Origin of the sequence: Legionella sp. PATHC032 (assembly GCF_026191185.1) — a bacterium.
In the GTDB taxonomy this organism is placed as follows: domain Bacteria; phylum Pseudomonadota; class Gammaproteobacteria; order Legionellales; family Legionellaceae; genus Legionella.
In genome coordinates, this window is sequence record NZ_JAPHOV010000001.1 from 3,146,997 (window position 1) to 3,173,918 (window position 26,922).

Genomic DNA, 26,922 nt, shown 5'->3' on the forward strand with positions numbered 1-26,922 from the left:
AGGAGTTCAGGTAATGATACTCCTTGCTGAAAATCAATATAATCTACTCTTAGCTTAACAAGTTTTTCAGTCCTTCCAGGTGAGATTTGGCCAGTTTTTTTGATTGCTCTTCACAACGCTCGCCGCCTTTCCCAAACCACTCTAAACTCTCTTGAGGCAATTCATCCAAAAATCGGCTTGGAACACAATCTTGCAGTTCTCCAGCACGGCGTCTCTGCTTGGCTAGAGTAAAGCATAACCCCTTCTGCGCACGTGTGATCCCTACATAAGCCAATCGTCTTTCTTCTTCAATTTGATCATCATCAATGCTCACTCGATGAGGTAATAACTCCTCTTCCATCCCTACCAAATAAACAAAAGGAAATTCCAAACCTTTTGAGGCATGCAATGTCATTAACTGTACTACATCACTTGAAGATTCATCGGATTGTTCCAGTATATCGATTAAAATTAATTTATTCACCACATCAATGAGGGATTGTTCAGGCTCCTTACTCAACAAGCGATTAACCCATTCTAAAAGCTCCCATACATTATCCATTTTTTTTTGTGCCTTGGCGGGAGAATCACATTGTTCATAAATATAAGCTTCATACCCAATATCTTCCACCATTTGCCTTAAATGCTCCAGGACTGAAGCCGAACTGATGCGCTTTTTAATATCTTCCATCCATACTTTGAAATCATGAAAAATAATTCTCTGTTTCTCAGCAACAAACTCAGACAAGGCCAAATGATCGGATCCATGATATAAACTTATTCCTCTGGACTGAGCATAGCGTCCCAGAGCATCGAGACTACTCTCTCCTATACCTCGTTTGGGGGTAGTAATTGCTCGCAAAAAAGCGGCATCATCTGCTTCATTACAAAGCAATTTAAGATAGGCAAAAATATCCCTGACTTCTAACTTGGCAAACCAGGACTGGCCTCCGCTAATATGGTAAGGAATACCATGATGTCTTAATACCTTTTCAAATATTCTCGCCTGATGATTTCCTCTATATAAGATAGCGTAATCGCTATAATTTGTTCGATTACGTAATTTATGGCTTATTAAATCAGCGATCACATGTTCTGCCTCATCCTGCTCATCCTTACAGCTAACAACTCTTAATAATTCCCCATGCCCCAAATCACTCCATAATTTTTTTTCAAATAAATGTTGATTATGCGCAATCAAATGATTGGCAGCATGTAAAATTCGGCTGGTTGATCGGTAATTCTGTTCTAATTTAATAATCTTTAACCGAGGAAAATCTTTTTGTAACTGTGCCAAATTCTCTGGCTTGGCGCCACGCCAGGCATAAATCGACTGATCATCATCACCTACCACCGTAAAGTGAGCACGAACCCCTACCAATTTTTTTACCAGAAGATACTGGCTAGTGTTTGAATCCTGGTATTCATCCACCAACAAATGACGTACTTTATTCTGCCAATATTCCAACACATCAACATGGTCATTCAATAGATTGACAGGTAACCGAATAAGATCATCAAAGTCCACCGCATTATATGCTTTTAAAGCTTCTTGATAGCGTGGATAAATTGTTAAAGCTTCGTCACATAAAAGAGTTTCCGGAGGATTTTGAAGTATTAATTCAGGATGTAATAAATTATTTTTCCAAAGAGAAATTTGTTGTTGAATTTTGAGGATAAAGTCTCTATCGGTTGCCTTATTAACGGGTAAAAAACCCCGCAAAATCTGTAAACAATCTTCGCTGTCAAAAATAGAAAATCCTGGTTTCAAATCACATCGAGAAACATCACGCTTGATAATGCTTAAGCCTAATGTATGAAATGTTGCAACCTTTAATCCCCGCCTGTTTGCAGCGGGTAAAAAGGCAGAAACCCTCGCACGCATTTCATTCGCTGCTTTATTTGTGAAAGTAACGGCACAAATGGAGTTGGCATTATAACCACATGAATTAATTAAATAACCAATTTTTTGGGTAATAACTCTGGTTTTACCACTTCCAGCCCCAGCAAGTACCAACAAAGGCCCATCAATATATTTCACCGCAGCCATTTGTTGGCTATTCAACATACCTATTCCCGTTCAAAAAAAAGGCATTATCACCCAGGCTTTCTTTTTCAGGCAAGAATTAATTGATAGAACGCTCTACATCAAACTCGTCTTCGTTGTCACACAGGATATACTCTGATTCTTTTTCTATTTCTTTAATTTCTTCTATACCAAACAGTAATTTGTCTATTGTCTTAAACAAGGGGAGAAGTAAACTGTTATTTTTCATAATAACTCCTTACAATTTTAAAAAGGGGTTTTTTAAGGATAGTCCATGGAATAAATTTCTCCAGGAAAATTGAAAAATAATTAAGATACGCTGGTTATAGAAACCACTACTTCCCCTATAAGATTTTGTTCAAAATAACTGGATTCAGAAAAAGCCAGAGATGAACATTTTATGATAGAATAGGCAAATTTGTGTTATAGGTTTGAAATGAAAGAAGCAGACACCTTACAGCGTTTTATTTTTGAACATGCAAATATCCGTGGCGAAATCGTTCATATTGAAAAAACATTTCAAAATATTATGAACCAACGCGATTACTCACCTATGGTAAAAAATCTTTTAGGTGAAGCCTTAGTTTCTTGTTTGCTCCTGACAAGCAGTATTAAATTTGAAGGAAATTTAAGCCTGCAATTTCAAGGTGACGAAAGATTATCCCTATTACTCGTTCAATGCGATCATAATTTAAATATAAGAGGCTTTGCAAAATGTGCAGAGGGTCTTGAAATCGCTGATTACGCGACTGCTTTTCTTCAAGGTCGAATGGTCATTACTATAAGTCAGGACAGCCAAACTCAAGCCTATCAAAGCCTGATACCTATTCAATCCACTTCCATGAGCGAAAATCTGATGACTTATTTTGCCCAATCAGAACAAATTGCTACTCGCGTCTGGTTAGCTGTCAATGAAGAGATGGCTGCAGGTATGCTATTACAACTTATGCCAGGTCAAGATACCATTCAAAGAGAGCAATTTTGGGAATATGCCGTTCAGCTGGGACAAACAGTAACTGAAGATGAATTGTTGACTATAGACAATCAAACACTACTCTATCGTCTTTATAATGAAACGGAATTAAGAATATTCGAGAGTCGTGCTACTCGTTTCCAATGCCGCTGCAATCAGGAGAAAATGAAACAGGTCATTGCCATCCTGGGAGAAGAAGAAGCGAATGAATTAATTAAAGAAAAAGGAAAAATAGAGATCACTTGCGATTTTTGCAATCAAAAATACACTTTTGATTCAATCGACGTTACTTTGCTATTTCGCAAATAAAACGGGCCACTGTTTACTGCATAGTCAAATCTGGATCTGCCAGAACTCCGCATGTTGACTGACTAAACTGCATATACTCCCCTCTCATGGCTTGTAGTACTTGCTGCAAAGTAATAAATTGCTCACTTAATTGCAAATACAAATTGGCCGTCTGATTCTCCTCAAGCTCTCCAACAGTCAAATAAGCCGCTTGCCCCATGTCAGAAAAATAACTCAAACTCACATGGCGTTTTTTAGCGATGCCTGGAAATAAGCCACAAAACAATAAGCTTTTATCCCCCACATCCCTTAATAATTCGACTTGTAGCTGGCGAGGTTTTCGCATGGATTCAAGAAAGTCAAGTGCAACAACAGATTCGATAAGTTTTGTGCCTTGAGAAAAGCGCATGAGCAAAAAAACCAGATAACTTTCGGTGTTTTCATTCAATATCAGCCTGGTAGCTGCTTGCGCTTCATTAACCAGGGCATGCCATTGGCTAATATCAGTGGGATGTAATATTAGTTGTTTCATAAATACCCCCCATATTTACCTCTTACTATTAGTCTAGCAAACAAATACCAATTGTTTTCTATGACTAATATAATAATTCCTAATGCATTTTTATGATTAAATCAAGGTTTTCTTATCTTGAAGACAGATAAATCATAGGAAAACCAACATCAATTTAAGACGGATATGTTATTCTTATCGAAAGCAATTAAGTACCAAGCCTTCATGAACTCGTTTCATTTCAAATGAAGGCCTTTAGCATCTGCTCTTTGCAGATGGCGCTAGATATTAAGCTTCTTCCAGTCCGACCAGGTACCTGAATATCCCATGAGGGATTGGCGAGCAAATTCATAAAAATGAATCAAAAATTGCAGCCTTTGCTCATAATAAGGAGTTAACTCAGGGATTTCACGATTCGTCACCGTCAAATTATAAAAAGGCGGAATGGAGGCTTGTCGTGCGATGATTTCATCAAAGCTAACCTTGTCTGCGTTCTTCAACATATCAAACATGGCAAAAACAGTTGTCGTACGGCCTTTTCCGCCCCGGCAATGAACATGATACCAGGTGTCTTCCGGATTATTTTTAATCAGTGCGACAAGCGCATCCACTTCAGAGTCTAAAGGAGCCCGGTGATCGGATATGAATATGCGATAATAATCAAATCCTTTTTTATATACATAATATTCTTCATTTTTTACAGTGCTCACTACCATCGATTTACCTTGAGAATATTGTTTGGCTACATATTGGGGGACAGTTAAAACACCGTTAACAATTTTCCTTGATCTTAAGCCAGCTAACCAGTTTTCCTGGTCGAAAGTACTCTGGCTATTGGACTTGCCTAAATTTATCCAGTTGTAGGCACTAACTAAAGTAATTGCTCTGCCATTGAGATAACCATGACTCTCCTGGCGAAGATCAAGCACTATGACTTTTTTTGCATCAGCCCCCATTTTTCTGGAAATCGACTCGGCAATCGCCTCCCAACCCTTTTCGCTTGGTTGCTCGCTTCCTGACAAATGAAATTTATTAATCCCAGAGATATTACCACCGTAAACATCCGCAATCGTTGCAACCTCTCTATATCTAATGACAGGTGAAAATTGGGTTTTACTGTCCTGGACAATACATGGATTTTCAATAGTTGAATCGCAAACACTCGAGGAAGCTAACTGAGAGGCATAACTCTGGGTTGATAATAATATCAGCATTACCACTTTAAATCCTTTAAAGCTCATAATAAATCCTTTTTAAATCCCTAAAGATGAACCGCTGCATTCTATGTAAAAGACTTTTATTATTCAAGACGCGTTACATTTCAGAAATAAAATCATAACCCTTAATACTTTACTGCCAAATCATTCTATACTTTATTGAGCTGCTCAAATAAACCATGTCCGTTGGGGATAAACCATGAAATATCGCAAATTGGGAAAGGTTGGTCCTAATGTTTCAGCATTGGGTTTTGGGTGCATGGGTTTATCAGAGTTTTATGGCAAACCCGCCCACTTTGATGATGCGGTTAAAATTATTCGCAATGCTCATGACCAATACCAGGTTAATTTCTTTGATACGGCCGATATTTATGGAAAAGGTAACAATGAAGAATTAGTCGGCAAGGCCATAAAACCCTTTCGTAACCAGGTTATACTTGCAACGAAATGTGGAGTAGTAAGAACAGATTCTGATGATGAAATGAGTGTCAATAATTCATCTGCCTATATCAGAACAGCCTGTGAGAAAAGCCTAAAGCGCTTAAATACTGACTACATTGATCTCTATTATTTACATCGTTATGACTATCAAACACCAATTGAAGAAGTAATGAGGGTAATGCATGATCTGATTGACCAGGGAAAAATTGGTTACATCGGATTATCTGAAACTGATGCTGATACCATTCAGACAGCTCATGCGGTAGTCAAGGACAAACTGGTTGCTGTTCAAACTGAATATTCCCTTCGAATTCGGGAGCCGGCGACAGCCGTTTTGGGAACCTGCCGTGAGTTAGGCATTTGTTTTGTTGCCTATTGCCCCATAGCACGTGGTTTCCTCAGTGGTCAGATTAATCCCCATCTTTTAGGGAAGGATGGCTTTGATTTCAGAGTTAATGTTCCACAATTCCAAGCCGAAAATTTTGATCAAAATCTCGGTTTAGTCAATGATCTTGAGGTCATTGGAAAAAGAATAGGTTACACACCAGCACAATTATCATTAGCCTGGCTATTAGCACAAGGAGAAGACATTATTCCTATTCCAGGAACCTCCAATCCACAGCATTTAGCAGAAAACATGCAAGCGATTGATATCCTTCTAACCTCTGAGCAAATGGAGGATTTGGAAAATGCCTACAAAAATAATCCTGTTGCTGGGAAACGATTATCCAAGGAACTGATGGCAGCCTTTCATTTAAGAGAATAATCTCTGTGTAAATAAGAGAATGCTATTATCCTCACTACAAATCATAGGTTCTCCAATACTCTAAAACAGGACTTACAACATTTAGAAAAGACTTCTTTACATAGACTATTATTCTAATAAGGGAGAATAACATCTGGTTAACATGAAAACGCCCATTTATCTTGTAACACAATTTCAACAACTGATGGATTTAATGCAAAACCAATATCAAGTGTCTTGTCTTGAACTGATGCAGCGCTCAGGTAAAGCAGCCTGTGACTTTTTGATGTATCGGTGGCCAAAAGTTAAAAAGATCAGTATTTTTTGTGGCCGTGGCGATAATGGTGGACAAGGCTATGTTTTGGCTCAGCAAGCAAAAAAAATGGGAATGAACCCAACCGTATGGCAAGTAGGACACCAGCTGAGTAAGTCAAAGCCACCTCAAATGCATAAAGAGGTATGGCACGAAATGAGTTCATGCCATCATCAAGGAATTGTTCTACACCCTTATTCGCCTGAAATTGATTTAGGCAATCCTGAATTAATTGTCGACGCCCTTTTTGGCGTAGGGTTATGTGGCCATGTTCGCCCGGAAATAGCCTCTCTTCTTCAACGCCTCCAACAATTCACTGTACCCATCCTGGCCATCGAAGTACCGACAGGAATCAATGCCAGCACAGGTGAAATAGCGGGCAATGCCTTGGCTGCGACAGCAACTATTACTTTCTTGTGTATGAAATTAGGGCTATTAATAAATGATGGTAAAATTTATAGTGGAGAAGTGGCATTCGATGATTTACTGGCACCTGAAACAATTTATCAACAGGTCAAAGGTATAGAAGAGCCCGACTTGCTTGATAATTCTACTGGCTTCCCCAAAAAAATTTGGTGCCGTAATAAAACTCAAAAAGTCTGGCAGTTCAGCATCGACTAACGAGTAGATATTCTTTAATGAGCGATTCGTGTATAATGTTAAATCTATGAACAATTGCCAGTTATTACCTTAAATTATTAAATCTCGCTATTCCCCAACTAAAGGTTTTTTATGATTGAAAAAATTCGCAATATTGCCATTATTGCTCACGTTGACCATGGCAAAACTACTCTTGTTGACAAGCTCTTGCAACAAACTGGAACGCTAAATGAGAGAGCTCCAAAAGTTGAACGCGTGATGGACTCCAATGCGCTTGAAAAAGAGCGCGGCATTACGATCTTAGCCAAAAACACTTGTGTGTACTGGAAAGGTTATCAAATTAATATTGTAGATACCCCAGGACATGCGGATTTTGGCGGTGAAGTAGAGCGTATTCTTTCTATGGTCGACAGCGTTTTGTTACTGGTCGATGCAGTTGACGGTCCCATGCCACAAACCCGCTTCGTCACCCAGAAAGCATTTGCCCGTGGCTTAAACCCCATTGTCGTTATTAATAAAATTGACCGTCCAGGAGCAAGACCTGATTGGGTGATGGATCAAGTGTTTGACTTGTTTGATAACTTAGGCGCCAATGATACCCAACTGGACTTTCCTGTAGTTTATACCTCCGCTTTAAATGGCTATGCCAAACTTAATTTGGAAGACAATACTACGGACATGACTGCCTTACTGCAAACGATCATAGACAAAGTCACACCACCTTGTGTCGATGCGAATGGTCCGTTTCAAATGCAAATCAGTTCTCTCGATTATTCTTCTTACGTTGGCACCATAGGCATTGGACGTATTACTCGAGGGCAAATTAAGGCAAAATCTTCGGTAAAAATTATTGATAAAGACGGTAATATGCGCAGCGGGCGACTCCTCCAGCTACTAGGATTCAAAGGACTGGAACGGGTTGAAGTAGAGGAGGCCAGCGCCGGTGATATTATTGCGATAACCGGAATTGAGAACCTGAATATATCCGACACGATTTGTGATCCCAATCAGGTAGAGGCATTACCAGCGCTTTTAGTAGATGAACCTACAATCAGTATGACTTTTCAGGTTAATGACTCGCCACTGGCCGGTCAAGAAGGTAAATACGTCACATCAAGAAAAATCCGTGAACGCTTAAATACAGAATTACTGCATAATGTGGCGCTTCGCGTAGAAGACAGCGATGACCCCGATAAATTCAGAGTTTCTGGTCGTGGGGAATTACACTTGTCGATTCTCATTGAAACGATGCGACGTGAAGGCTATGAATTGGCAATAAGCAAACCGGAAGTGATTATTCGCGAAGTCAATGGCGAACAACAGGAACCTTATGAGCACCTAACCGTTGATGTTGAGGAAAACCATCAAGGGACCATTATGGAAAAATTAGGCGAACGCCGAGGGGAAATGCAAAATATGGTTCCTGATGGCAAAGGCCGAGTACGCCTGGATTACATCATACCTACCCGGGGATTAATCGGTTTTCATAATGAATTTTTATCCTGCACTTCAGGTACTGGATTAATGTATCATGTCTTTGATCACTATGGCCCGTTGATTAAAGGGCGCATCGGAAAGCGTATCAATGGCGTCATGATAGCTAATTGCCCTGGAACTGCCCGGGCTTTTGCCTTGTTCAACTTGCAAGAACGTGGAAGACTATTTTTAGAGCCTCAATCGGTCTGCTATGAAGGAATGATTGTAGGTATTCATGCCAGAGATAACGACCTGGTTGTTAATGTCACCAAAGAAAAGCAATTAACCAACATCAGGGCTTCAGGTTCGGATGAAAATATTATCCTGACCCCTCCAGTCAAATTATCTCTTGAGCAAGCGCTTGAATTTATAGATGATGATGAGTTAGTTGAGGTTACCCCGTTATCTATCCGTTTACGTAAAAAATTTCTCAAGGAACACGATAGAAAAAAAGCTTCTCGTACTGCCACCAATGAAGAATAATAAATATTATGAAACAAAAATTTAAACGAGCCATCTTGTATGCCCGCCAACACAGAGCCAATCAGGAAGTGAATGAAAGTTTGCATCGACTGGTTGACTTTTTAGGCACGCAAGACATAGAAATCTTTCAGGACACAGATACTGCGGCCAGTTTTGAATTAGAGGTTCCTGTTTTGCCTAGAGAAAAGATGGGGGCAAAACACGACTTGATCATTGTCGTGGGTGGTGATGGCAGTTTACTTTCTGCCTCACGCATGGCGATAAAAGTTAATGCACCGGTCATCGGGATTAACAGGGGGAGGTTAGGTTTTTTAACGGATATTTTACCCCAGGACATCGAATCCCATTTAGGTCCTGTGCTTAATGGACAATATAATGAAGAAGAACGTTTTTTATTGCATACTAAAATCTATGACAAGGAAAACAGTTATTTTGAAGGTGATGCACTCAATGATGTCGTATTAGGCAGAGGAAGTGAAACGCATTTGATAGAATTTGATGTTTACATCAATCAACAGCTGGTTAGCCACTACCGTTCGGATGGAATGATTTTATCCACTCCAACTGGCTCAACTGCCTACGCCTTGTCTGCAGGAGGACCGATAATGCATCCTCAACTCAATGCTATCGTCTTGGTGCCTATGTTTTCACACAGCCTAAGTTCTCGCCCCCTCGTCATCGATGGGGAAGCAGAAATTGAATTGTATATCAGCAAATCAAATGAAACCGATTTACGTATCAGTTGTGATGGACACGAATCCCGTATAGTGAAGCCGGGACAAAAAGTAGCAGTCAAAAAAAATGGTAACCGATTGCGTTTGTTACACCCTCTTGATTATCATTATTATGATACATTACGAAGCAAGCTTGGTTGGGAATCAAAGCATCAGGGATAAAACATGCTCACAACATTGCGCATTGAACATTTTGCTATTGTTAAACAACTGGAACTGGATTTTGCACAAGGCATGACTACCTTTACAGGGGAAACAGGCGCTGGCAAGTCAATCATGATTGACGCATTACTGCTGGCCCTGGGTGAAAAAGCAGATACTTCCGTAGTTCGCCCCGGCGAAGAAAAATGTGATATCACCGCTGGATTTTGTTTCGATGAATCATCAGAACCCGCTCAATGGTTAGCCGAGCATGATATTGCTTGCCATGATGGTGAAATCTATCTAAGGCGTATTATTTATGCAGAAGGCCGCTCCAAATCTTATATTAATGGCCAACCTTTCCCTTTACAAAAAATAAAGGAGTTAAGTGAAAAACTGGTGCATATCCATGGGCAACACCAGCATCAAACACTCATGCAACATGCGACACATAGACAACAACTTGATCGCTATGCCAATAACCACCTCTTGTTAAATGAAGTCAATACACTCTATAAACAACATCAACAACTAGTACAAGAAATCAAGGTATTACAAAGTCAGGAGCAACAAGCTGACCGAATTAAATTATTGCAATTTCAAATTGATGAATTACAAACGCTGGGCATCCGGGAAGGTGAAGTTGAAGCCTTACATCAAGAGCATCAAATATTGCATCATGCCAAAGAGTATCTACAGTTAAGTCAACAGATCAATGAGCTATTGAATAGTGATGAACAACCGAATATTTGCTCTGGTTTAAATCATATTTTTCAACTGATTCAACAACTTCCTCAAGAACAGCCGCAAATAAAAAATGCCGCCGAGTTAATTAATTCAGCCTTGATTCAATGTGAAGAAGCCATCACTGAAATGCAACAATTCGCAGATAAAATTCAGCTGGATCCGGAAAGATTACAAGAGGTGGAAACCCGAATAAGTTCTATTCATCAATTGGCACGGAAATACCATCTTGATAGCAAATCGCTTCAGGAGCATGAAAAAACGTTACAAAATGAATTGGAGAGTTTGCAAAATGTAGAAAGCAAATTGGCTCATCTCCATTTGCAATTGGCTCAAATCGATAAGGCTTATGAAAGTGCTGCATTAAAATTAAGAGAATCTCGCAAAATTCACGCTCAAAAACTGGCTCAAGAAATAACAAGCAGCATTCAGCAGTTAGGGATGCCTAGAGGCTGGATTGAAATTGAAATCACACCTTTAGAAAAAATGCAAGCTCATGGATTGGATAAGGTGGAATACAAGGTATGTACCAATCCGGGGATGCAACCTGATTCATTGAACAAAATTGCCTCAGGGGGGGAACTATCTCGAATCAGTCTTGCAATACAGATGATCACAGCTCAACAAGGCTCAACACCTACCTTATTATTTGATGAGGTCGATGTGGGCATTGGCGGTTCCACTGCTGCGCTAGTTGGAAAAATGTTGCGAAAACTCGGAGAAAAATTGCAGGTTTTTTGTGTTACCCACCAGCCGCAAGTTGCTGCCTCGGCACACCATCACTTTTTAGTCACCAAACATAGTAATAACAATCAAACTTTTACTCATATTTCATTGCTTAAAGCATCCGATAAAATTGCCGAGATCGCTCGCATGATGGGTGGGCTCACTATAACAGAACAAACACTTTCTCATGCGAAAGAGCTGATATCGCTGAGCAATGAGTGAACACGTCGATCATTTTCGGGTGAAATTTTACCAATCTATTGATTTAATTTCCTATTTTTTATACAAAATCTAAATTAATTCAAAAAATTAAAAAAAAATTAATAAAAAAACAGCACAATTAATAAAATAATGCTACAATGGATGCGTAACAATTTAGGAAATTAACATGTCAGAAAAAATTCGTGGTACAGTCAAGTGGTTTAATGAGTCCAAAGGTTTCGGTTTTTTAGAAAGTGGCGGCAAAGATTATTTTGTGCATTTTAGTGCGATCCAAGGCAGTGGTTTTAAAACCCTGGCTGAAGGCGCTACTGTAATGTTTAAAGCTTGCAATGGTCAAAAAGGACCTCAAGCTGAGGAAGTTGAAGTAGTCTAATTTTTTTATATTAGCCCTGTTTTTTTAAGTATAATTTAATCCTTAGAAAAGCAGGGCTTTTTTTATCTAAAACATTCTTAAAATTTCTGTGCTGCACTTAAAAAAACTCTGCTCAAGCAATTGCTTTGTCAAATATTGGTTAAAGTCAGCCCAATTATATGATAAAGTTTGTGCCATCATTCAATTCAATAGCGCTCAAATTATTATTGGCAAATACCTGTGCCGATAATAGCTGTTACCAGCATTCTGTTTTTCAATAGAGGCAGCATAGTAGATAAGTATCAATCCCCCATCGTTTCTGGTAGACTGCATAAAGACGCTTGGTCATATTTTGTCTATCATAAATTGTTTCTGTAAAAACTGGTATGGTTCTCATCAAACTCTTGTCCAACTTCTTCTTGAACCAATTCTGTTGTTATTCTTACCTTATTAGAGTTATCCATGTCAGTTTGATTGGTGATGGTTTTCTCATGATTATCATCTTTTTTTGCCCACAACTTTGCTGGATTTTCTCGTAATATTTCAGAAGGTGACTTAACTTTCATATCATGAAACACAGTAGAATATGAGTTATTTTTGCTATCAATCAGATCTATTTTCAAATCCTCAGATTTTGATTGTTTTTGTTCCTTTTTTTTCAGTCTTGAAACGGAGTCATATGTAAACATACTTGATAGGATATCCCTTAAAAATTTACCAATTCCTTCTTTTATGAATTCTCCTAAGACACTTAAATATGAACCAATTTTTGAGAGTATACTCTCAAAAAAGTAAGATTCTGTTTGTCTTGTTGTTGAAGACTTGTTCTCTTGTTTTTCCTTCTCTTGCTGACGTTCTTTTCTTGTTTTTTTAATTTGAGAGGGTTGAAGCAATGCGTCTTGATTTTTCGGATTGATTTGTTTTAGCTCAATTATTAGGTTTTTCTTTTTATTGTAAGCATCGCCTGCTTTGTCAAGGTATCTAAATATATTAAGATTCATCTCTTGTTCAGCTTCTGTTCTTAGATAAAAGAAATGAGCCTCGGGCAATCCTTTAGCACCAACTTCGGGATGGAATTGTGTGGTTATAATCGGAACACCAAACTCTGATTCTGCTGCTTCAATGGATTCATTATCACTTGCAGTACCTGTATGTTGAAAGCCCGCTGCTAATTTGGAAACAATTTGCTCATGCGCGCCAAAAAACTCCGTTTCATAATGAGGGGAAGTAAGAGAATGAGAATCTTCTAATCCATTTAAACTCGTTTTTATATTTTGTAGTTCTGTTTTTAATTGATGATACTCGCCTATTTCTTCTACTAATTCTCTTAAATCAAATAACTCTTCTTCTATATTTAATCCAGTCAACTTTAATAAAAGCTGCACTTCAGATTTATCTAATTCTTCTAATTTTCCTAATGCATCTAATTTACCTGCTTCCTGTACTAGGTTTAATTTTTCCAATGCACGTATTTTTTCTGATAATCTATTATATTGGTTCATTCTTTCATTAAATGCTTTTCTGGCTGTATCCATTTCTTTCTGGACTTGTTTTCCACCAATAATTTGAGCTATTAATGAACTCTTATGCAGTTTGATTGCATCATAATTCATGACTTTTTGTATATTTAATTTGTCAGAATTTAAATCGCATATTTCTCCACCGCCATATACTGCAATGACTTGATGTCCACCACAAACACCTAGAATAGGTATACCTTTTTCTGTCGCTACATGCACTAATGCCAATTCAGCAATTGTTCTGGAAAAATCATAATTTTGATCGGGATCTCTTGCTTGATTAAAAAGCTCAGGATCAATCATTGAATTATTACCAGATAATGCTAACACATCAACATTTTTAAGTAATTCCATTGCTTTTGCTTTGGCGTGTGCAAATAATCTTTGTCGGCCTTCTTTAGTGGAATACAACTTATCAAATGCTTCTTTAGGTATGTCTTCCATCATTTTTCTGTAGTCGCCGTCAATAACTTCGGAACCGACATGTCTAAATGATTCTTTCAACGAAAGAACACTGCTTCCACCAACTTCAGGACTATAGGTAACAATTACTCTTGCCATGATCATAAGCATATTTGAATGAGCAGATGATATTATAAATGATCATTATTAAGGGATCCTTATTTGTTGGCTAGGTTTTGAGCAATTTAAACATTCTAATTTATTGGATTGCCCTGTTTATTTAATAGTTTTTTGAGATCAGTGAACGGGGATTGCTAATTGTATTTAGGAGGTTTATTAGAATAACGTGAATTCGATATAACCGTCTAAAAAACGAACTTAAAGGGGTTAACCTATAGAAAGACTAGACCATTTGTGATCTTATTTGTTTTTTCGAATAACAGAAATAAGAGTCAAGCGGCTGGATTGGATAAATTAATAGAATTATTCTCAATGCATCGAACTGCTAATCAGATTGTTGATAAATTAAGACCTTCTTTTAACCATTTCCCTTCTATGGACCCTTATGTCTGGAGTTGGGATACAGGCTTACCAGGGAGTTGATGGTGCGGGTAGTAACCCTGAATTGACTCTGGCTATTTCTAAACCAGGCAATATCAGGCAATTATTTGATGAAATTGAAAAATTAAAACGTGTACTGGACAAGAGCAAATTATTTCCAGCAGTAAGTGATGATCTTCGTATTGATACCATGAGATACAATATAGACCTTGATTATAACCAACTGGCAAAACTTGGACTGATAGCAAGTCAGGTGGCAAAGAATAAGGTTTTATTTAAAATGCAATAATTGGATATGGATTTTTGCAAACACTCTCAGTATTCTAGGCAACATGATTTCCTGCTGGCTTATTTATGACTTGTAAAGGATCTACGGTATTAATGGTTCCACCGGAAGGATTTTGCTTTAATTATGAAACATCAACCAGCAACTCTTTCCAATCATTCATGTCTATCAAAGACATAAGCACTAAGGCGCTAGCAGAATTTACTGCTATGGTGTTACAACTGGAAAAAGAAGAGATAAACGTATTAACCCTCTCGCAAAGACAGGATTTACCGGATGCCGTCTTTCCCAATAACTGGTTTTCAACACATATCGATACAAGAGGGAATAATATCCTGATTATTTATCCATTATTAGCTAAAAACAGGCAAGCAGAAGTCAATATCAAAGGATTAATTGCAGTACTGAACCAAGCTCAATTTGAAGTTAATGAAATAATTGACTTAAGAAATGATAAGAATGAAATCCTTGAAGGAACTGGCAGCCTGGTTTTAGATAGAGAAAACCACCGTCTTTATGCGTCTTTATCCCCGAGAACTTCTCTGAATCTGGTAAACAAAGTCGCGGATATCCTGGGATACACTCCTATTGTATTTAATAGTGTCGATAGGCAGAACAAACCCATCTATCATACCAATGTCATAATGAGTCTAGGCAAATGCTACGCGATTATTTGCTTAGACTCTATTAATGATGTGCGACAAAAAGCAATACTCTCAGAAAGTTTCAAAAAAACAGGCAAAACAATGATTGATATTAGTTGGAATCAAGTACAGCATATGTGTGGTAATGTTTTGGAACTTTATAACAAGAAAGGTGAGAGTCTTTTAATTTTGTCCGAGCAAGCTAAACGACACTTTACTCATGAGCAGCTAAGAATCATCCAACAATACTCCAGATTAATATCAACGGATATCCCTACAATAGAGGCCATCGGAGGTGGAAGCGCACGATGCATGATGGCTGAAATTTTTTATTAAAAGTTCAAAAAATTTTGCTACCAGTTTAATTTCCTTTCAGATATTCTCTAGAACTGGACTTACGGAAAGCCCCAAGGTCAAGGCAAAAAAGTTTATAAGGAGAGAGTTTAGATAAACTAAATAATCGAATTAAAAACTTTTTTAACAAAGAGATAGGGTGTTTACATAAGTCCTGTAGAAAACTAATCATTCAGGCAGGGAATCATCATGAAAATTAGTGAATTAAAAAAAATGGTTACGGAATTAAATAAAGAGGTTTCAGGGAAGGCTTCTTGCGCAAACATAATTAACCTAGCTGGCAATTTATCAGAAATCATTGAGTATTTTGAGCAGGACGAACATGTTAGCCCAGAGCTTATATACAAAATAGAACCGGTTATTTATGAATTCTGGAAGATAGTTAGTAATACATTACCTTATGAAGAATGGCAAAACAGTATTCAAGTCGCACCCTGGCTTACATTACAACAATCATTATCTAAAGCCGGCTTACTGCCTACGGATTTTCACCATCCCATTTTGTACCAGCACTTAAAGGATCACTATGAAAGTTTGGGCCACAGTCCATTAGGAATTGACCAACTCTTGCCCTTACTTATCCGCTGCAGTCGCATGACCGGTTATGCCAATAAAGACCCACAATCTCTTGATACTTATCCTCATTCACAATTAAATAAACAAATCGAAGCAAAAAGGCCTCAGGAACTGGCTAAGTTAAAAGATATCCTCTGCCTTTTAAGATCCAGTTTCTATCTTATTTATCATTATTGCACCCTCGAGCAATTGGCTTTAATCCCTTACCTTGTTTATTTCCGCAATCCCACTACCGATGAAGAAAGACGATCTGAATTGGCCATTTTTAACTGGTTAACCCAAAAACCAGCTGATTGTCTTGAGTTCTTTAAAACCAATGAAGATTATATTGATACACGATCATTGAGACAAATTAATGAATTAGAGCCATTACGTCCTTTCATCCCAGCTGCTCGTGGTGATTTTATTAAATTAACTAATAAAGAACACTGGATATACGCTTTTATTCAAAGCAGAACAAATACGCCAAGTTCAGAGTATGATTTATTGAATGATACGGTCAATTGGCTAGACACTGATTTTACAACCGAAAAAGTTAAATCCTATCAGGCTGCTTTGGAATTTGCTCATACCGTCAAAAAGCAAGCGAACATTTTAACCCAAAGAGAAATGAAAATAGTGCATTCTGCGCTCTATGTCTTTTGCCTGGATAAATACATAAAACATCGTAAAGAAGACCCACGTCTAAGGTGCACTCCATTTTCACTTTCGGGAGAAACAAAATGCCGGGCGGCTGAAAAAAAACAGCAGGAGATACAGGGAAAACCAGTGAAATTTGGATTTTTTGAAAACCTGGCTTTGAATGAAGGAAGACTAAAAACGCTCACCAAGACTTTTGAAATGCCACCCTGTACTTTACTAAGAAATTAATTTTGTTGTTTTGATTGGAATGAAAGATTATGTCTGATTAAACGAAAGCTAATTTGAATTAGAACCTGGTACTATTGACATTCACCAAAGGCGTTTCATTTTCTGGAGACTCCATAGGTGTCGCGACAGGCTCTGGACCCTTGATGTTTTGCAGCCTTTGTTTAAATGAAGAAACTAAGGTTTCATTTTCGCTTTTAATATTAAATAATTTGGATATTAGGGTTTTAAAGAAACTCACCAGGAAATTGTCCGAATTTTTAAGTAGCACATCTTTACATTGTTCACTTAGGCCGTGAGCTTTCACTTCTGCCAAACGAATAGAAGGGTCTTTACTGGTTGTTTTTAGCATGTTTTCCATCTTTGATATTTCTTGAATTTTTTCATCTTTGATTTCTTTTGAAAAATTCTTATGACTAGTGACATGTTCCCTTATTTCAGTCAGTGAATCATATACACTGATCATCGTGTCATATTTTTCCAATTTACTCATAAAACCTTTCGCGTTTTTATTCTGCTCCTGCAAAAACCTGAGTGTCTCGTGCTCTGGTATTCGTTGTGTATTCATTAACTGAACTTGATGGGATCTTAATGCAGCCATTTTTTCTTCACGGCAGGGATTACCTTTCGGTTTCTTTTCTTCTACCTCAAGCAGGCTCTGTACTTCTTTTAGATGGGCATTTAATTGTTCGTAAGCTGCTTTTAACTCTTTATTCTTTTCAAAGACAGCCGGAGCATGGATTTTAAACTGGGCATCAATCCCTGTTTCTATGTCATCAATCGCTATTTCTTTGATTATTTCAGACTTTTTGGCGATAAAATCAGGCATGATTTGCTTCAAGAATACCTTCCCATAAGGACCGAGTTCGTTGTTCAATTGCTCGCTGATTTTAGTATTAATATAATTAGTAAACACTTGTCCTTTAAATGCTTCGCCAATAAGAAAATTGCCTTTAGTTTTTGACAAAACTTCGGAGTTAGAATCATTTAATATCTGTACTGCCAAATTTAAACGCTCGGCCGCTTCTTTATGAGAATTTGAAAGGATATCCTGGACATCAGAAATCATTTGTAATTTGTCTTTTTTGGCTTGGGGTAAGTCACTCCCATTCTCTATTGTTTCTTTTAAAGAATTGAGTACATCATAAATGCTGATTAATGCGTCATCGCTTTCCAGAGATTTCAGGGAGGCCTGAGTTTCTTCGTGCATTTTCTTAAGGAATTCCACTGTATTTTCTTTAGGAATACCATCCAAATCACTCAAACGATCCTTTAAAAAAGTCAACTTGACTATTTTTTCATTTCGACAAGGGTTATCCCCAGTCTTTCTATTCTCCTCATCAAGTAATCTATTAATTTCCTTCAACGTATTATTTAAATCAACGTACGCTTCTTTTAATGAATTATTATTAAGCAAAATTCCGGGAGTAATGGCATTGATTTTTGAGCTAATTTCAGCACCCATTTTGCTGTCAAACACAACATTTCCCAGTATTGCAGATTGATGCAAATGAATTTCGGGACTTATTTTATCGATAAATAAACTCGTATAAACTCCCAATTCACCACGAAGTGAGTTTTTAATATCACTCTGAATATAATTGTCAAATAAGAATTCTTTAAAAGCCTCTTTTTTGTTGTTGATAATGTCAGGGGCTATCCTGTCTATTGCTTTTGCAATTTCCTCTTCCATATCCTGATCAATAGTAATTTTGCCCAAAATCTCATTTTTTTTGTCGAGAAAATCCTTTTCAATGAATTGTAGAAACTGTTCGGCATGAGAACCAATTTTAGCTTCAAGGGCACTATTGACATTAGCATGGATGTAATTAAAAAATATTTTTTCTTTAAAGGCTTGTATTTTTTCTGGCCCGATTTCCAGCTCCTGTTTCCTCAGCAGATCGATAAAGTAAACTATACGCTCTTCACATAGTTTTACCTTTAATCGTTTCGTATCATCCAAACCGGTAATCAATTCTTGAAGTTTACTTTCATCATTGATAATTCTTTCTGCCGCCGCTTTAAAATCCTCCGGTGTTTGCAACTCTCTAAGAAAATAAGCGAGATCATATTGGTAATTTATTTTGATAAGATGAGGTTGTAGTTCTGCATAAAGCTGCAAAAATTGTTCTTTATTCTCTTCTTTTTCGAAATCGCCATCCAGATACAAATCCCTTAACTTATCAAAGGGGCTGGATGGGTTATTAATTTTATGACGTTCCTCGAAGACTCTGTCAATGGCCTGGAGTAATGAGTATTCACCATCTGTTTTGGAAATGTAATCCTCAGTAAATTCAGGATTAATTTTAGCGAGATAAGGTTGAATTTTTTTATATTCACTCGAAGCCTCTTCTTTTAACTCCTCCAATGTGCGCTCGTACAGATTCATGTGCACTCCATCTTCTATATCCTTCGCAATATGCTTTAAGCTGGCATACGGTTGATATAAAGTACTGAATTGCTCATGCTCTGTACCAAATATACTTTTTTTCCTATCAATTGCACTGGTATCTTCCTTGACACTTTCAAGGCGATCCATTTCTCTTGCCAAACGTTTTTGTGTGCTTGTTGTATCAATTAATAACTCCAAACCGGTTTGATCTTTTTCTAAAGATAAATTGACAATAAGAGAACTATAGAACTTTTCAAATCGCTCACTAACAGTACGAGAATACGTTCCGGGCTTTAACCCTAAATGAAACTCCGCATTATCGGCAGCCGCCATTAAAATGGTGCCAAACTCTGCTTGAATTTCTTTTAAATGTCCCATTGTCAATTCTCGCCCCTCTTTGCCAATATCAGAAAGTTGCATCTGCAGTTTAGCGGCAGTACTCAAAATCTTTTTAACTGAACCGGGACCAAAGGATAATCCATTTAATCCTTCAACAAATGCTTTAACATTCGCATCTATTTCCTCTTTGGAAGGTTCTGGAGTGTCAGGTTCCGCTTTTAATTTATTGAGCTTGACTGGAATTTGATACAGGCTTTCTGCAATTAATTGTAAATAAGAAGTATCTTTAAGTGATGTACTTTGTTGAAGGGCATGTTCCTCATTCATAATTCTTTGCAAAGCACCACCGAAATCTTTTGCTGTTTTTAAACCGTCTAGAAATTGAGTTTGATCATAAGTACTATCGACTTTATGGAGATACGGCTGAATTTCTTTGTATAGCTGTCGAAATTTTTCCTTGTTTTCCTCTTTTTCAAAATCCCCTTCTAAATGCAAATCCTTAAGTTTAGCAAAACTGCTTTCAGGATTATTAATGCGTTGGCGCATGGACATCACTTCATCAATAGCATTCAGTAGCGTCGATGATTCTTTATGTTTTGCTATAAAATTTTTATCAAATTTTGGATCAATGGACTTGAGAATAGGTTGTATTTTGTCATAATAACTAACCGCTTCCTCTTTGAGTTCGTCAAAAGAGGGTTTATATGGATTATTTTGATCTCGAAATTCATCACTAATACGCTTTAACAAAAGATAGGGTTGATAAACACTATTAAATTCTTCATGTTTTGTGCCAAAAACTGCCTCATGAGGGTTAGTTGCACCAGTAATAACAGGAGTTACAGGACTTTCTGGCTTCTTAACCTTAGGTGCCGGTTCTTGCTTTAATGGCAGGTTACTAACAAGATCATTACAAAAATTATTGACAATAGTGCTTATGTTATTGGAGTATGAGCCAAACTTTTGACCTGAATGATACTCAGTATATTCTGCGGCCGCCCTGAATTGCGCACTCAATTCGGAATGAATATCCTTAAGTTTACCTAGTGTTACGTCAGGACTTTCCTTATCCAGATTGGAAAGCTGGGTTTCAAGTTTGGTCAAGGCATCCAGTATTTTTTTCGCAGAACCAGGGCCAAAGGACAAACCACTGATCCCCTTGGCGAATTCACCAATTTGATTTTTTATTTTTTCCCTGGCTGAATCTGAAATTTCCAGGTCACCACCAAAATTATCGATGGCTTCCTGAATTTTGACCAATTGCTCACTAATTAATTGCTGGTCTGTTTTAGGCTTAACGCCCTTTGACAAACCGGATTCTACAACCGCTTGTTGTTTCTTCCATGCAGTAATAATATTTTGCTTGGGAGGCTCTTGTTTTTCTGTGGTTTTTAAATAATCACCTATGAGTGGCATACCCTCTAATGGTTTTAGTAAATCCAAACCTTCCTGGATAATTGCCTTTAATCCTGGATTATTTCCTGCCTCCATAACATAGTACTTACTGAAACAGATATTCATAACCAGAGCATTAAACGTGGTCATGACAAATCGCGTACGGTGATAAATGTTATTGGGGTCACCATAGTCATTTAACGACTCCAGCTTTTCCAAGCCATTCTTCATATAATGCATGGAATTTATTAATTGCTTGTACATGGCGACTTCAGGGCTGTCTTTATGAAACTCGAGATAAGGTATTTTATCAAAATCAAGCGTTTCTCCATTTGATGAGAGCTGTTTCCATACCTCAGGAGAAAGATTGTCCTTAAGATAAGTCTGAAATTTTTTATTGAAAAAATCATCAACAGACTTGGATAACTTCAATTTGCTCATCTGCCCAAAGAGCGTTTGTTTCTCAAGTTCTGCCCCCTTCGCTACCAAGGGAGTTTTTGCATATTGTTCTTCTCGGGCTTCTTCCTCCTTATCCAGCAAAGTCGTTTTATCCTGATTTAAATCACTAATTTTCTCATTTAAATAGTCATTAATACCTGATTTAAGAGATACCAGATCGGTAAGACGAAGGGGAGGATCCGTTGGTTTTGAACTGGTTAGGCTGCTTACAAGGCGAGTATTAATGTCATCGTGCTTCAACGCCAATAATTGTGGTTGAAATGTTTTATAAGCCTTACGGAGAAATTCTTTATCAGATTCAGCCAGAGAATCAAACGATGGATTCTCATGGGGATACTTTTCCTGGATATAGTTAAAAAACTCCGCCACTCCCTTCTGTGCTCTTTCAAGTTCTAAAATTTGGTTAGATACTGCAATAACTTTCTTATGGTAATACTCAACCGGTTTATCGTCCTCCAAAGTAAATTTTAATGGTTCAAACGGTTGAACCCGAGTAGTCAGATTAGTTTTTTTATTATTCATTGAATAAGCTGTCTCTTCTGAGTGACTCATTGTTTTTTCAATGAGCTTTGCTTTAAACTCAGATTGAGCAAGGCTTTGCTGAATACTGGATAGCACTGATTCCTTACAGGATAATACCTGCTTAAAATGATCGGAACTCCATAATTGCTTATAATCGGAACTGTATAATCTGGAAACGATATTGCTGCCGGTAGGTTGGGTGAGCGCATCTACAACCAGTTTGTCAATATCTGGATATAATGCCGCAAAATGTGGCTGAATCTGTTTGTATTCTTTGATTAAAGCGTCCTTTTCACTCTGGCTGATGTTGGCCAAACTCCACTTGGACCATGCTTTGTGAATGCTATTGTACGAGCCGATTTTATCAAAGAAACGATTAGCCGCCGCAAGTACACTTTTGTCTTCAGAACCAAGTCTGGCTTCATTAAGTCGACTTTCCTGATTAGATCTTCTTTTCTGAATAAATACATCGTCCATCAAAACACCTAAATCAGGTGCAGGCGTTAACTTTGGTCCTACATCCAGTTTTTTGCTGTCTCCGGCGAGAAAGCGAACGATTTTCCCCCCTATTGAATCAGAATAATCCGAAACAGTATCAAGCACTCCCGCTGCCTTGGCAATAGTATCAACTTGTTCTGCCAGCTGCGTATAGTATTTATTCATTTGTTCAAGAGCGGGATCGGTCAGCAAACCTGGTTTTAACCCCATACTCTCTTCAACCATTTCCAGCTCTGAAATCAATTGTGGTAAAATGTTGTGTTTAATGTCTTCAAGTTTTGCAACAGCATCCAAATAAGCTTGTTTTGTCAGAGGAGCTCCGGCATTAACCAAATCAGTACTATGGGCAATTAATCTTTTCACTATTGAAAGATAGCTTGGGATTGCTGATAGCCCACTCTTGGAATTGAGTTGTTCAAAATAATATTTTGTTTCATTTGCTTTTTTTATCATTGCGGCTTGATAGTCTTCAGCACTGGTAATTGATTTGGTAGCAATCCCCGATGCCCCAGTAGCGATTAATTTTTGTAACTCCTCGAAGTAATGAGGCAATTCAAAAATGAGTTTACTGAGTTTTCCCAGACTTTCGGACTCGGTTGGCTTTTCAGTGGGAAGCATATTGACTACACCAGCAAGTACCGCCCCTGCACTCTCCTCTGGATGCTCCGGAGCAAATTTCCCTAATGCCTTACTGGCTAAAGCCATTTGTGGTAATAATTTTTGGATGTGTGGGCCTACGATATCCTGTATGTCTGAATTGCTGTGATTAATTAGTTGAAGAGCCGCGTAAATTTCATGCACTGCTTTATAGCTGACCATGACCGCATCTTTAACGATCATGGGAGTGTACCTATCGCGGCTAATATCAATATTTTCAATGGCTCGAAAGGACTTTTCAGCATTTTCCAGAGCATTAAGCAATTTTTTCAGAACAGCGACCTGGGTAGGATCGGTTGTATTAACTTTGAAAGGAACATTGGGGTTATCTCGTTCAAAATAAGCCGCCAACTCCTCAGAAAAATGGGTTTTATCGGTAATCGACTTTAACAAACCATTTTTTATTGTTTTACAAGTATCAGCTATTTTTAAATCTTCTTTTAAATAGATGATATAGGTTTCAATGGTTCTTTTCATGCCACATCAACCAGAAAATGATCAATTTATATTATTAATATAGTTGATTCACTCCCGTATAGTGGCTTTTTCTCTCAAAATTTACTTCAACTTGCGTTAATATTGCGCAAAAACGAGACTTTAGTACGTCATACCAGATGATATCGTTTCTTTTTTCTCCTCAGTTCCCCATAACCATGAGGTGAGAAAATTTAAGCTAAAAAAGCCAAAACCACTGCTTACAGTAGGTTGCATTTGATTTTTTTGCATTTCGCGTTTACGGTAAAAATTATAAACTTTTATCTGTTGATAGAGCTCATCAAACACCACTACATCATCAATGGACAATCGTTTGCCTGTTTCATCTTTATTCCCTGTTGCGATAAGAAATTTACTCAATGCTTCTTGATCATATACTTTTCCTTGTGCAGTAATGACAGGTGTTTTGATAAGCGTTTTACTTATTAGGCAAAGAAATATGTCTGGGATTTCAGTGTATTCTTTTTGGCGTGCGGCAACCCGAGCATTTTGCACTAATCTGTTTTTTAATTTTTCATAGTTCGTTTGTGTTTCAATAAATCTATTGACGATGTTCAATAACTCAGGGAATGATTGCAAATCTTTAGCCGTTAAGGGTTTACGGCTCTGTGGATCTTCTTTTTTCGTTTCTAACCATTTTAAAATAGAGGATTTATTATAAACAAAACCTTCTGGTGTGATCACAGGATCTTTCAGAAATCCACTGTCAATAGGACAAGTCAGCATTGTTGGCGTTGTTTCTGGATGAGATGAATTGGCTTCTAATGCCGCTTCTCTTAAGTATTTACTTTTATGATCAATATCGAAAGGATTTCGTGTCGCCATTTCTGCACCTCAACTAAATGAGTCAATATTTTACCATTAGATTTATTTTTATTCAATTGATTTGTTTTTAGGCGAGCAACTCCTTCATTATTTGTACTTTCACTGATAGAGATAACCCTATCTCAATCTGCCCGTAAAAAACTACATGCTTATATTGGTTCGTACGTTTTCAATCAAGTGATCACATAATTGATCGCTCGACAAGCATAAAGTAAAAATTAACTACTATAATAAAACTATAAGAAATTAAATTCTGTTTGAGACTTGCTGTAATTATGACAAAAAACCGCAAATTAAAAAGGAATTTACTGGAAATATCAAAGACTGACACAGGACAATATTCTGTTAGTGCGCCTGAGCATAAAGGTTTGGTGCTCAGTGGTGGCGGAGCGAAAGGCATATCCTATTTGGGCATGATACAAGCGTTACAAGAGCGAGGAAAAATAAAAAATCTGACCCATGTCAGCGGGGCATCTGCTGGAGCAATGACTGCAAGTATATTAGCCATTGGCATGGATATTAAAGACATCAAAAAACTGATTGAAGGATTAGATATCACCAAGCTATTAGATAATAGTGGTGTTGGTTTTCGAGCGCGAGGGGATCGCTTTCGTAACGTTCTGGATGTTATTTACATGATGCAGATGAAAGAGCATTTAGAAAGCGTACAGCAACCCATTCCTACAGAACAACAAATGAATTATGGCCTGCTTAAACAAAAAATAGCTCTATATGAAGACAAGTTATCAAGAGCAGGAATTGTGATAAATAATGTAGACGACATTATCAACTTGACAAAATCAGTAAAAGATCTGGAAAAATTTGATAAAGCACTTAATAGTATTCCTACTGAGTTGAAAGGTGCCAAAGGAGAGCAGCTTGAAAATCCTCGCATAACTCTTGGCGACTTGGGCCGTTTAAGAGAATTGTTGCCTGAGGAAAATAAACACCTTATTAAAAATTTGTCTGTAGTAGTAACTAATCAAACAAAACATGAGTTGGAACGCTACAGTGAAGACACAACCCCTCAACAATCTATAGCACAAGTTGTCCAGTGGTCTGGGGCCCATCCAGTACTTTTCGTACCTGGCAGAAATGCCAAAGGAGAATACATCGCTGATGGAGGTATTCTGGACAATATGCCGGAAATTGAAGGGCTTGACAGAGAAGAGGTACTTTGTGTCAAAGCAGAAGCAGGCACCGCATTTGAAGCCCGTGTTAATAAAGCCAAACAAAGTGCTATGGAAGCGATTAGCTGGTTTAAGGCACGCATGGATTCTTTGGTTGAGGCTACAATAGGTGGAAAATGGCTTCATGCCAGTTCGTCCGTGTTAAATCGCGAAAAAGTCTATTATAACATTGACAATATGATTTACATTAATACAGGTGAAGTCACAACCACAAACACTTCTCCAACCTCAGAACAAAAAGCGCGCGCAGTAAAAAATGGCTACGATCACACAATGCAATTACTGGATTCCCACAAGCAAACATTTAACCATCCATTAATGGCAATACTTTATATCGGGCATGACAAATTAAAAGACGCTTTGATTGATGAAAAATCAGAGGAGGAGATTTTTGAGGCCTCAGCACATGCGCAAGCTATTCTGCATCTTCAGGAACAAATCGTCAAAGAAATGAATGATGGCGATTACAGTAGCGTGAAAAATTATTTAGATCAAATTGAAGGCATTATCACAGTCGATGCCAAAATGGATGATATCCAGGCAGAGAAAGCCTTTGCCCTATGTATTAAACAAGTTAATTTTTTAAGTGAAGGAAAACTGGAGAATTACTTGAATAAAGTCGAGGCAGAAGCTAAAGCCGCTGCGGAGCCTAGCTGGGCCACAAAGATATTGAATCTTCTTTGGGCACCAATTGAATGGGTTATTTCCCTGTTCAAAGGCCCTGCCCAAGACTTTAAAGTTGAGGTCCAGCCTGAACCGGTTAAGGCGTCTACCACTGAAAATCAGGAAACTGTCTCTAATGAAAAGGATATCAATCCTACCGTAGAGTATAGAAAAAGCATGGCAGAAGGAAGGATAAAGCATACTGATCCATCCCCATCCTTGCAAGAAAAAGAAAATGTTGGTCTTTCAGCTACATTTGGCAGCCATTAACCATGCTCAGCAAAC

Annotated in this window: 17 protein-coding genes and 1 pseudogene; 11 read left to right on the forward strand and 7 right to left on the reverse strand. The window is 37.8% G+C overall.

Annotated elements, in window-relative coordinates:
• Positions 1–49: 49 nt before the first annotated feature.
• Both OQJ02_RS14045 and OQJ02_RS14050 read right to left on the reverse strand, forming a co-directional pair.
• Positions 50–2,047, reverse strand: a complete 1,998-nt coding sequence (locus OQJ02_RS14045; RefSeq protein WP_265719599.1) for a UvrD-helicase domain-containing protein — start codon at positions 2,045–2,047, stop codon at positions 50–52.
• A 58-nt stretch (positions 2,048–2,105) separates the two neighbouring features.
• On the reverse strand, positions 2,106–2,255 hold the full coding sequence (locus OQJ02_RS14050) for a hypothetical protein (protein ID WP_265719600.1): 150 nt from the start codon (positions 2,253–2,255) through the stop codon (positions 2,106–2,108).
• A gap of 207 nt (positions 2,256–2,462) precedes the next feature.
• Here OQJ02_RS14050 and hslO point away from each other — a divergent pair, with 207 nt between their 5' ends.
• Positions 2,463–3,308, forward strand: a complete 846-nt coding sequence (gene hslO / locus OQJ02_RS14055; protein WP_265719601.1) for an Hsp33 family molecular chaperone HslO — start codon at positions 2,463–2,465, stop codon at positions 3,306–3,308.
• 13 nt (positions 3,309–3,321) lie between these two features.
• On the opposite strand, the gene OQJ02_RS14060 is transcribed toward hslO, so the two are convergent.
• A complete protein-coding gene (locus tag OQJ02_RS14060) occupies positions 3,322–3,819 on the reverse strand; it encodes a hypothetical protein (protein ID WP_265719602.1) in 498 nt (165 codons plus the stop codon).
• A gap of 260 nt (positions 3,820–4,079) precedes the next feature.
• Positions 4,080–5,039: a tyrosine protein phosphatase gene (locus OQJ02_RS14065; RefSeq protein ID WP_265719603.1), complete on the reverse strand. Its 960-nt coding sequence runs from the start codon at positions 5,037–5,039 to the stop codon at positions 4,080–4,082.
• Between the two features lie 175 nt (positions 5,040–5,214).
• Here OQJ02_RS14065 and OQJ02_RS14070 point away from each other — a divergent pair, with 175 nt between their 5' ends.
• The 6 genes from OQJ02_RS14070 to OQJ02_RS14095 all read left to right on the forward strand — a co-directional run bounded on the left by OQJ02_RS14070 (position 5,215) and on the right by OQJ02_RS14095 (position 12,013).
• The gene (locus tag OQJ02_RS14070) at positions 5,215–6,222 is read left to right on the forward strand and encodes an aldo/keto reductase (RefSeq protein WP_265719604.1); all 1,008 of its coding nucleotides are present in this window, start codon (positions 5,215–5,217) and stop codon (positions 6,220–6,222) included.
• 142 nt (positions 6,223–6,364) lie between these two features.
• Positions 6,365–7,135 (forward strand): NAD(P)H-hydrate epimerase, encoded by a 771-nt coding sequence (locus OQJ02_RS14075; protein WP_265719605.1) that lies wholly within the window; start codon positions 6,365–6,367, stop codon positions 7,133–7,135.
• A gap of 111 nt (positions 7,136–7,246) precedes the next feature.
• Entirely contained in the window at positions 7,247–9,073 is a 1,827-nt protein-coding gene (gene typA, locus OQJ02_RS14080; protein WP_265719606.1) for a translational GTPase TypA, read from the forward strand.
• An 8-nt stretch (positions 9,074–9,081) separates the two neighbouring features.
• The gene (locus OQJ02_RS14085) at positions 9,082–9,969 is read left to right on the forward strand and encodes an NAD(+) kinase (protein WP_265719607.1); all 888 of its coding nucleotides are present in this window, start codon (positions 9,082–9,084) and stop codon (positions 9,967–9,969) included.
• Between the two features lie 3 nt (positions 9,970–9,972).
• Entirely contained in the window at positions 9,973–11,640 is a 1,668-nt protein-coding gene (recN, locus tag OQJ02_RS14090) for a DNA repair protein RecN (RefSeq protein ID WP_265719608.1), read from the forward strand.
• Positions 11,641–11,806: 166 nt separating this feature from the next.
• Positions 11,807–12,013 carry a cold-shock protein gene (locus OQJ02_RS14095; RefSeq protein WP_010948512.1) on the forward strand — a complete coding sequence of 69 codons (207 nt, stop codon included), beginning with the start codon at positions 11,807–11,809 and terminating at the stop codon, positions 12,011–12,013.
• Positions 12,014–12,351: 338 nt separating this feature from the next.
• On the opposite strand, the gene ceg34 is transcribed toward OQJ02_RS14095, so the two are convergent.
• Positions 12,352–14,085 carry a Dot/Icm T4SS effector Ceg34 gene (gene ceg34 / locus OQJ02_RS14100; RefSeq protein WP_265719609.1) on the reverse strand — a complete coding sequence of 578 codons (1,734 nt, stop codon included), beginning with the start codon at positions 14,083–14,085 and terminating at the stop codon, positions 12,352–12,354.
• Positions 14,086–14,409: 324 nt separating this feature from the next.
• On the opposite strand from ceg34, the pseudogene OQJ02_RS14105 reads away from it, so the two are divergent.
• From OQJ02_RS14105 to OQJ02_RS14115, 3 genes and pseudogenes are all read left to right on the forward strand, one after another.
• A pseudogene (locus OQJ02_RS14105) lies at positions 14,410–14,752 on the forward strand (AcrB/AcrD/AcrF family protein); the annotation flags it as partial.
• A gap of 77 nt (positions 14,753–14,829) precedes the next feature.
• Positions 14,830–15,741 carry an arginine deiminase-related protein gene (locus OQJ02_RS14110; protein ID WP_265719610.1) on the forward strand — a complete coding sequence of 304 codons (912 nt, stop codon included), beginning with the start codon at positions 14,830–14,832 and terminating at the stop codon, positions 15,739–15,741.
• A gap of 207 nt (positions 15,742–15,948) precedes the next feature.
• Positions 15,949–17,205, forward strand: coding sequence for a hypothetical protein (locus OQJ02_RS14115; RefSeq protein WP_265719611.1), 1,257 nt, complete (start codon positions 15,949–15,951; stop codon positions 17,203–17,205).
• A 58-nt stretch (positions 17,206–17,263) separates the two neighbouring features.
• Here OQJ02_RS14115 and sidH read toward each other — a convergent pair whose 3' ends face one another.
• Both sidH and lubX read right to left on the reverse strand, forming a co-directional pair.
• Positions 17,264–23,941 (reverse strand): Dot/Icm T4SS effector SidH, encoded by a 6,678-nt coding sequence (gene sidH, locus OQJ02_RS14120; RefSeq protein ID WP_265719612.1) that lies wholly within the window; start codon positions 23,939–23,941, stop codon positions 17,264–17,266.
• Positions 23,942–24,061: 120 nt separating this feature from the next.
• Complete coding sequence (gene lubX, locus OQJ02_RS14125) at positions 24,062–24,784, reverse strand: Dot/Icm T4SS effector E3 ubiquitin ligase LubX/LegU2 (protein ID WP_265719613.1); 723 nt, start codon at positions 24,782–24,784, stop codon at positions 24,062–24,064.
• A 257-nt stretch (positions 24,785–25,041) separates the two neighbouring features.
• Here lubX and vipD point away from each other — a divergent pair, with 257 nt between their 5' ends.
• Positions 25,042–26,907 (forward strand): Dot/Icm type IV secretion system effector VipD, encoded by a 1,866-nt coding sequence (vipD, locus tag OQJ02_RS14130; protein ID WP_265719614.1) that lies wholly within the window; start codon positions 25,042–25,044, stop codon positions 26,905–26,907.
• Positions 26,908–26,922 lie beyond the last annotated feature (15 nt).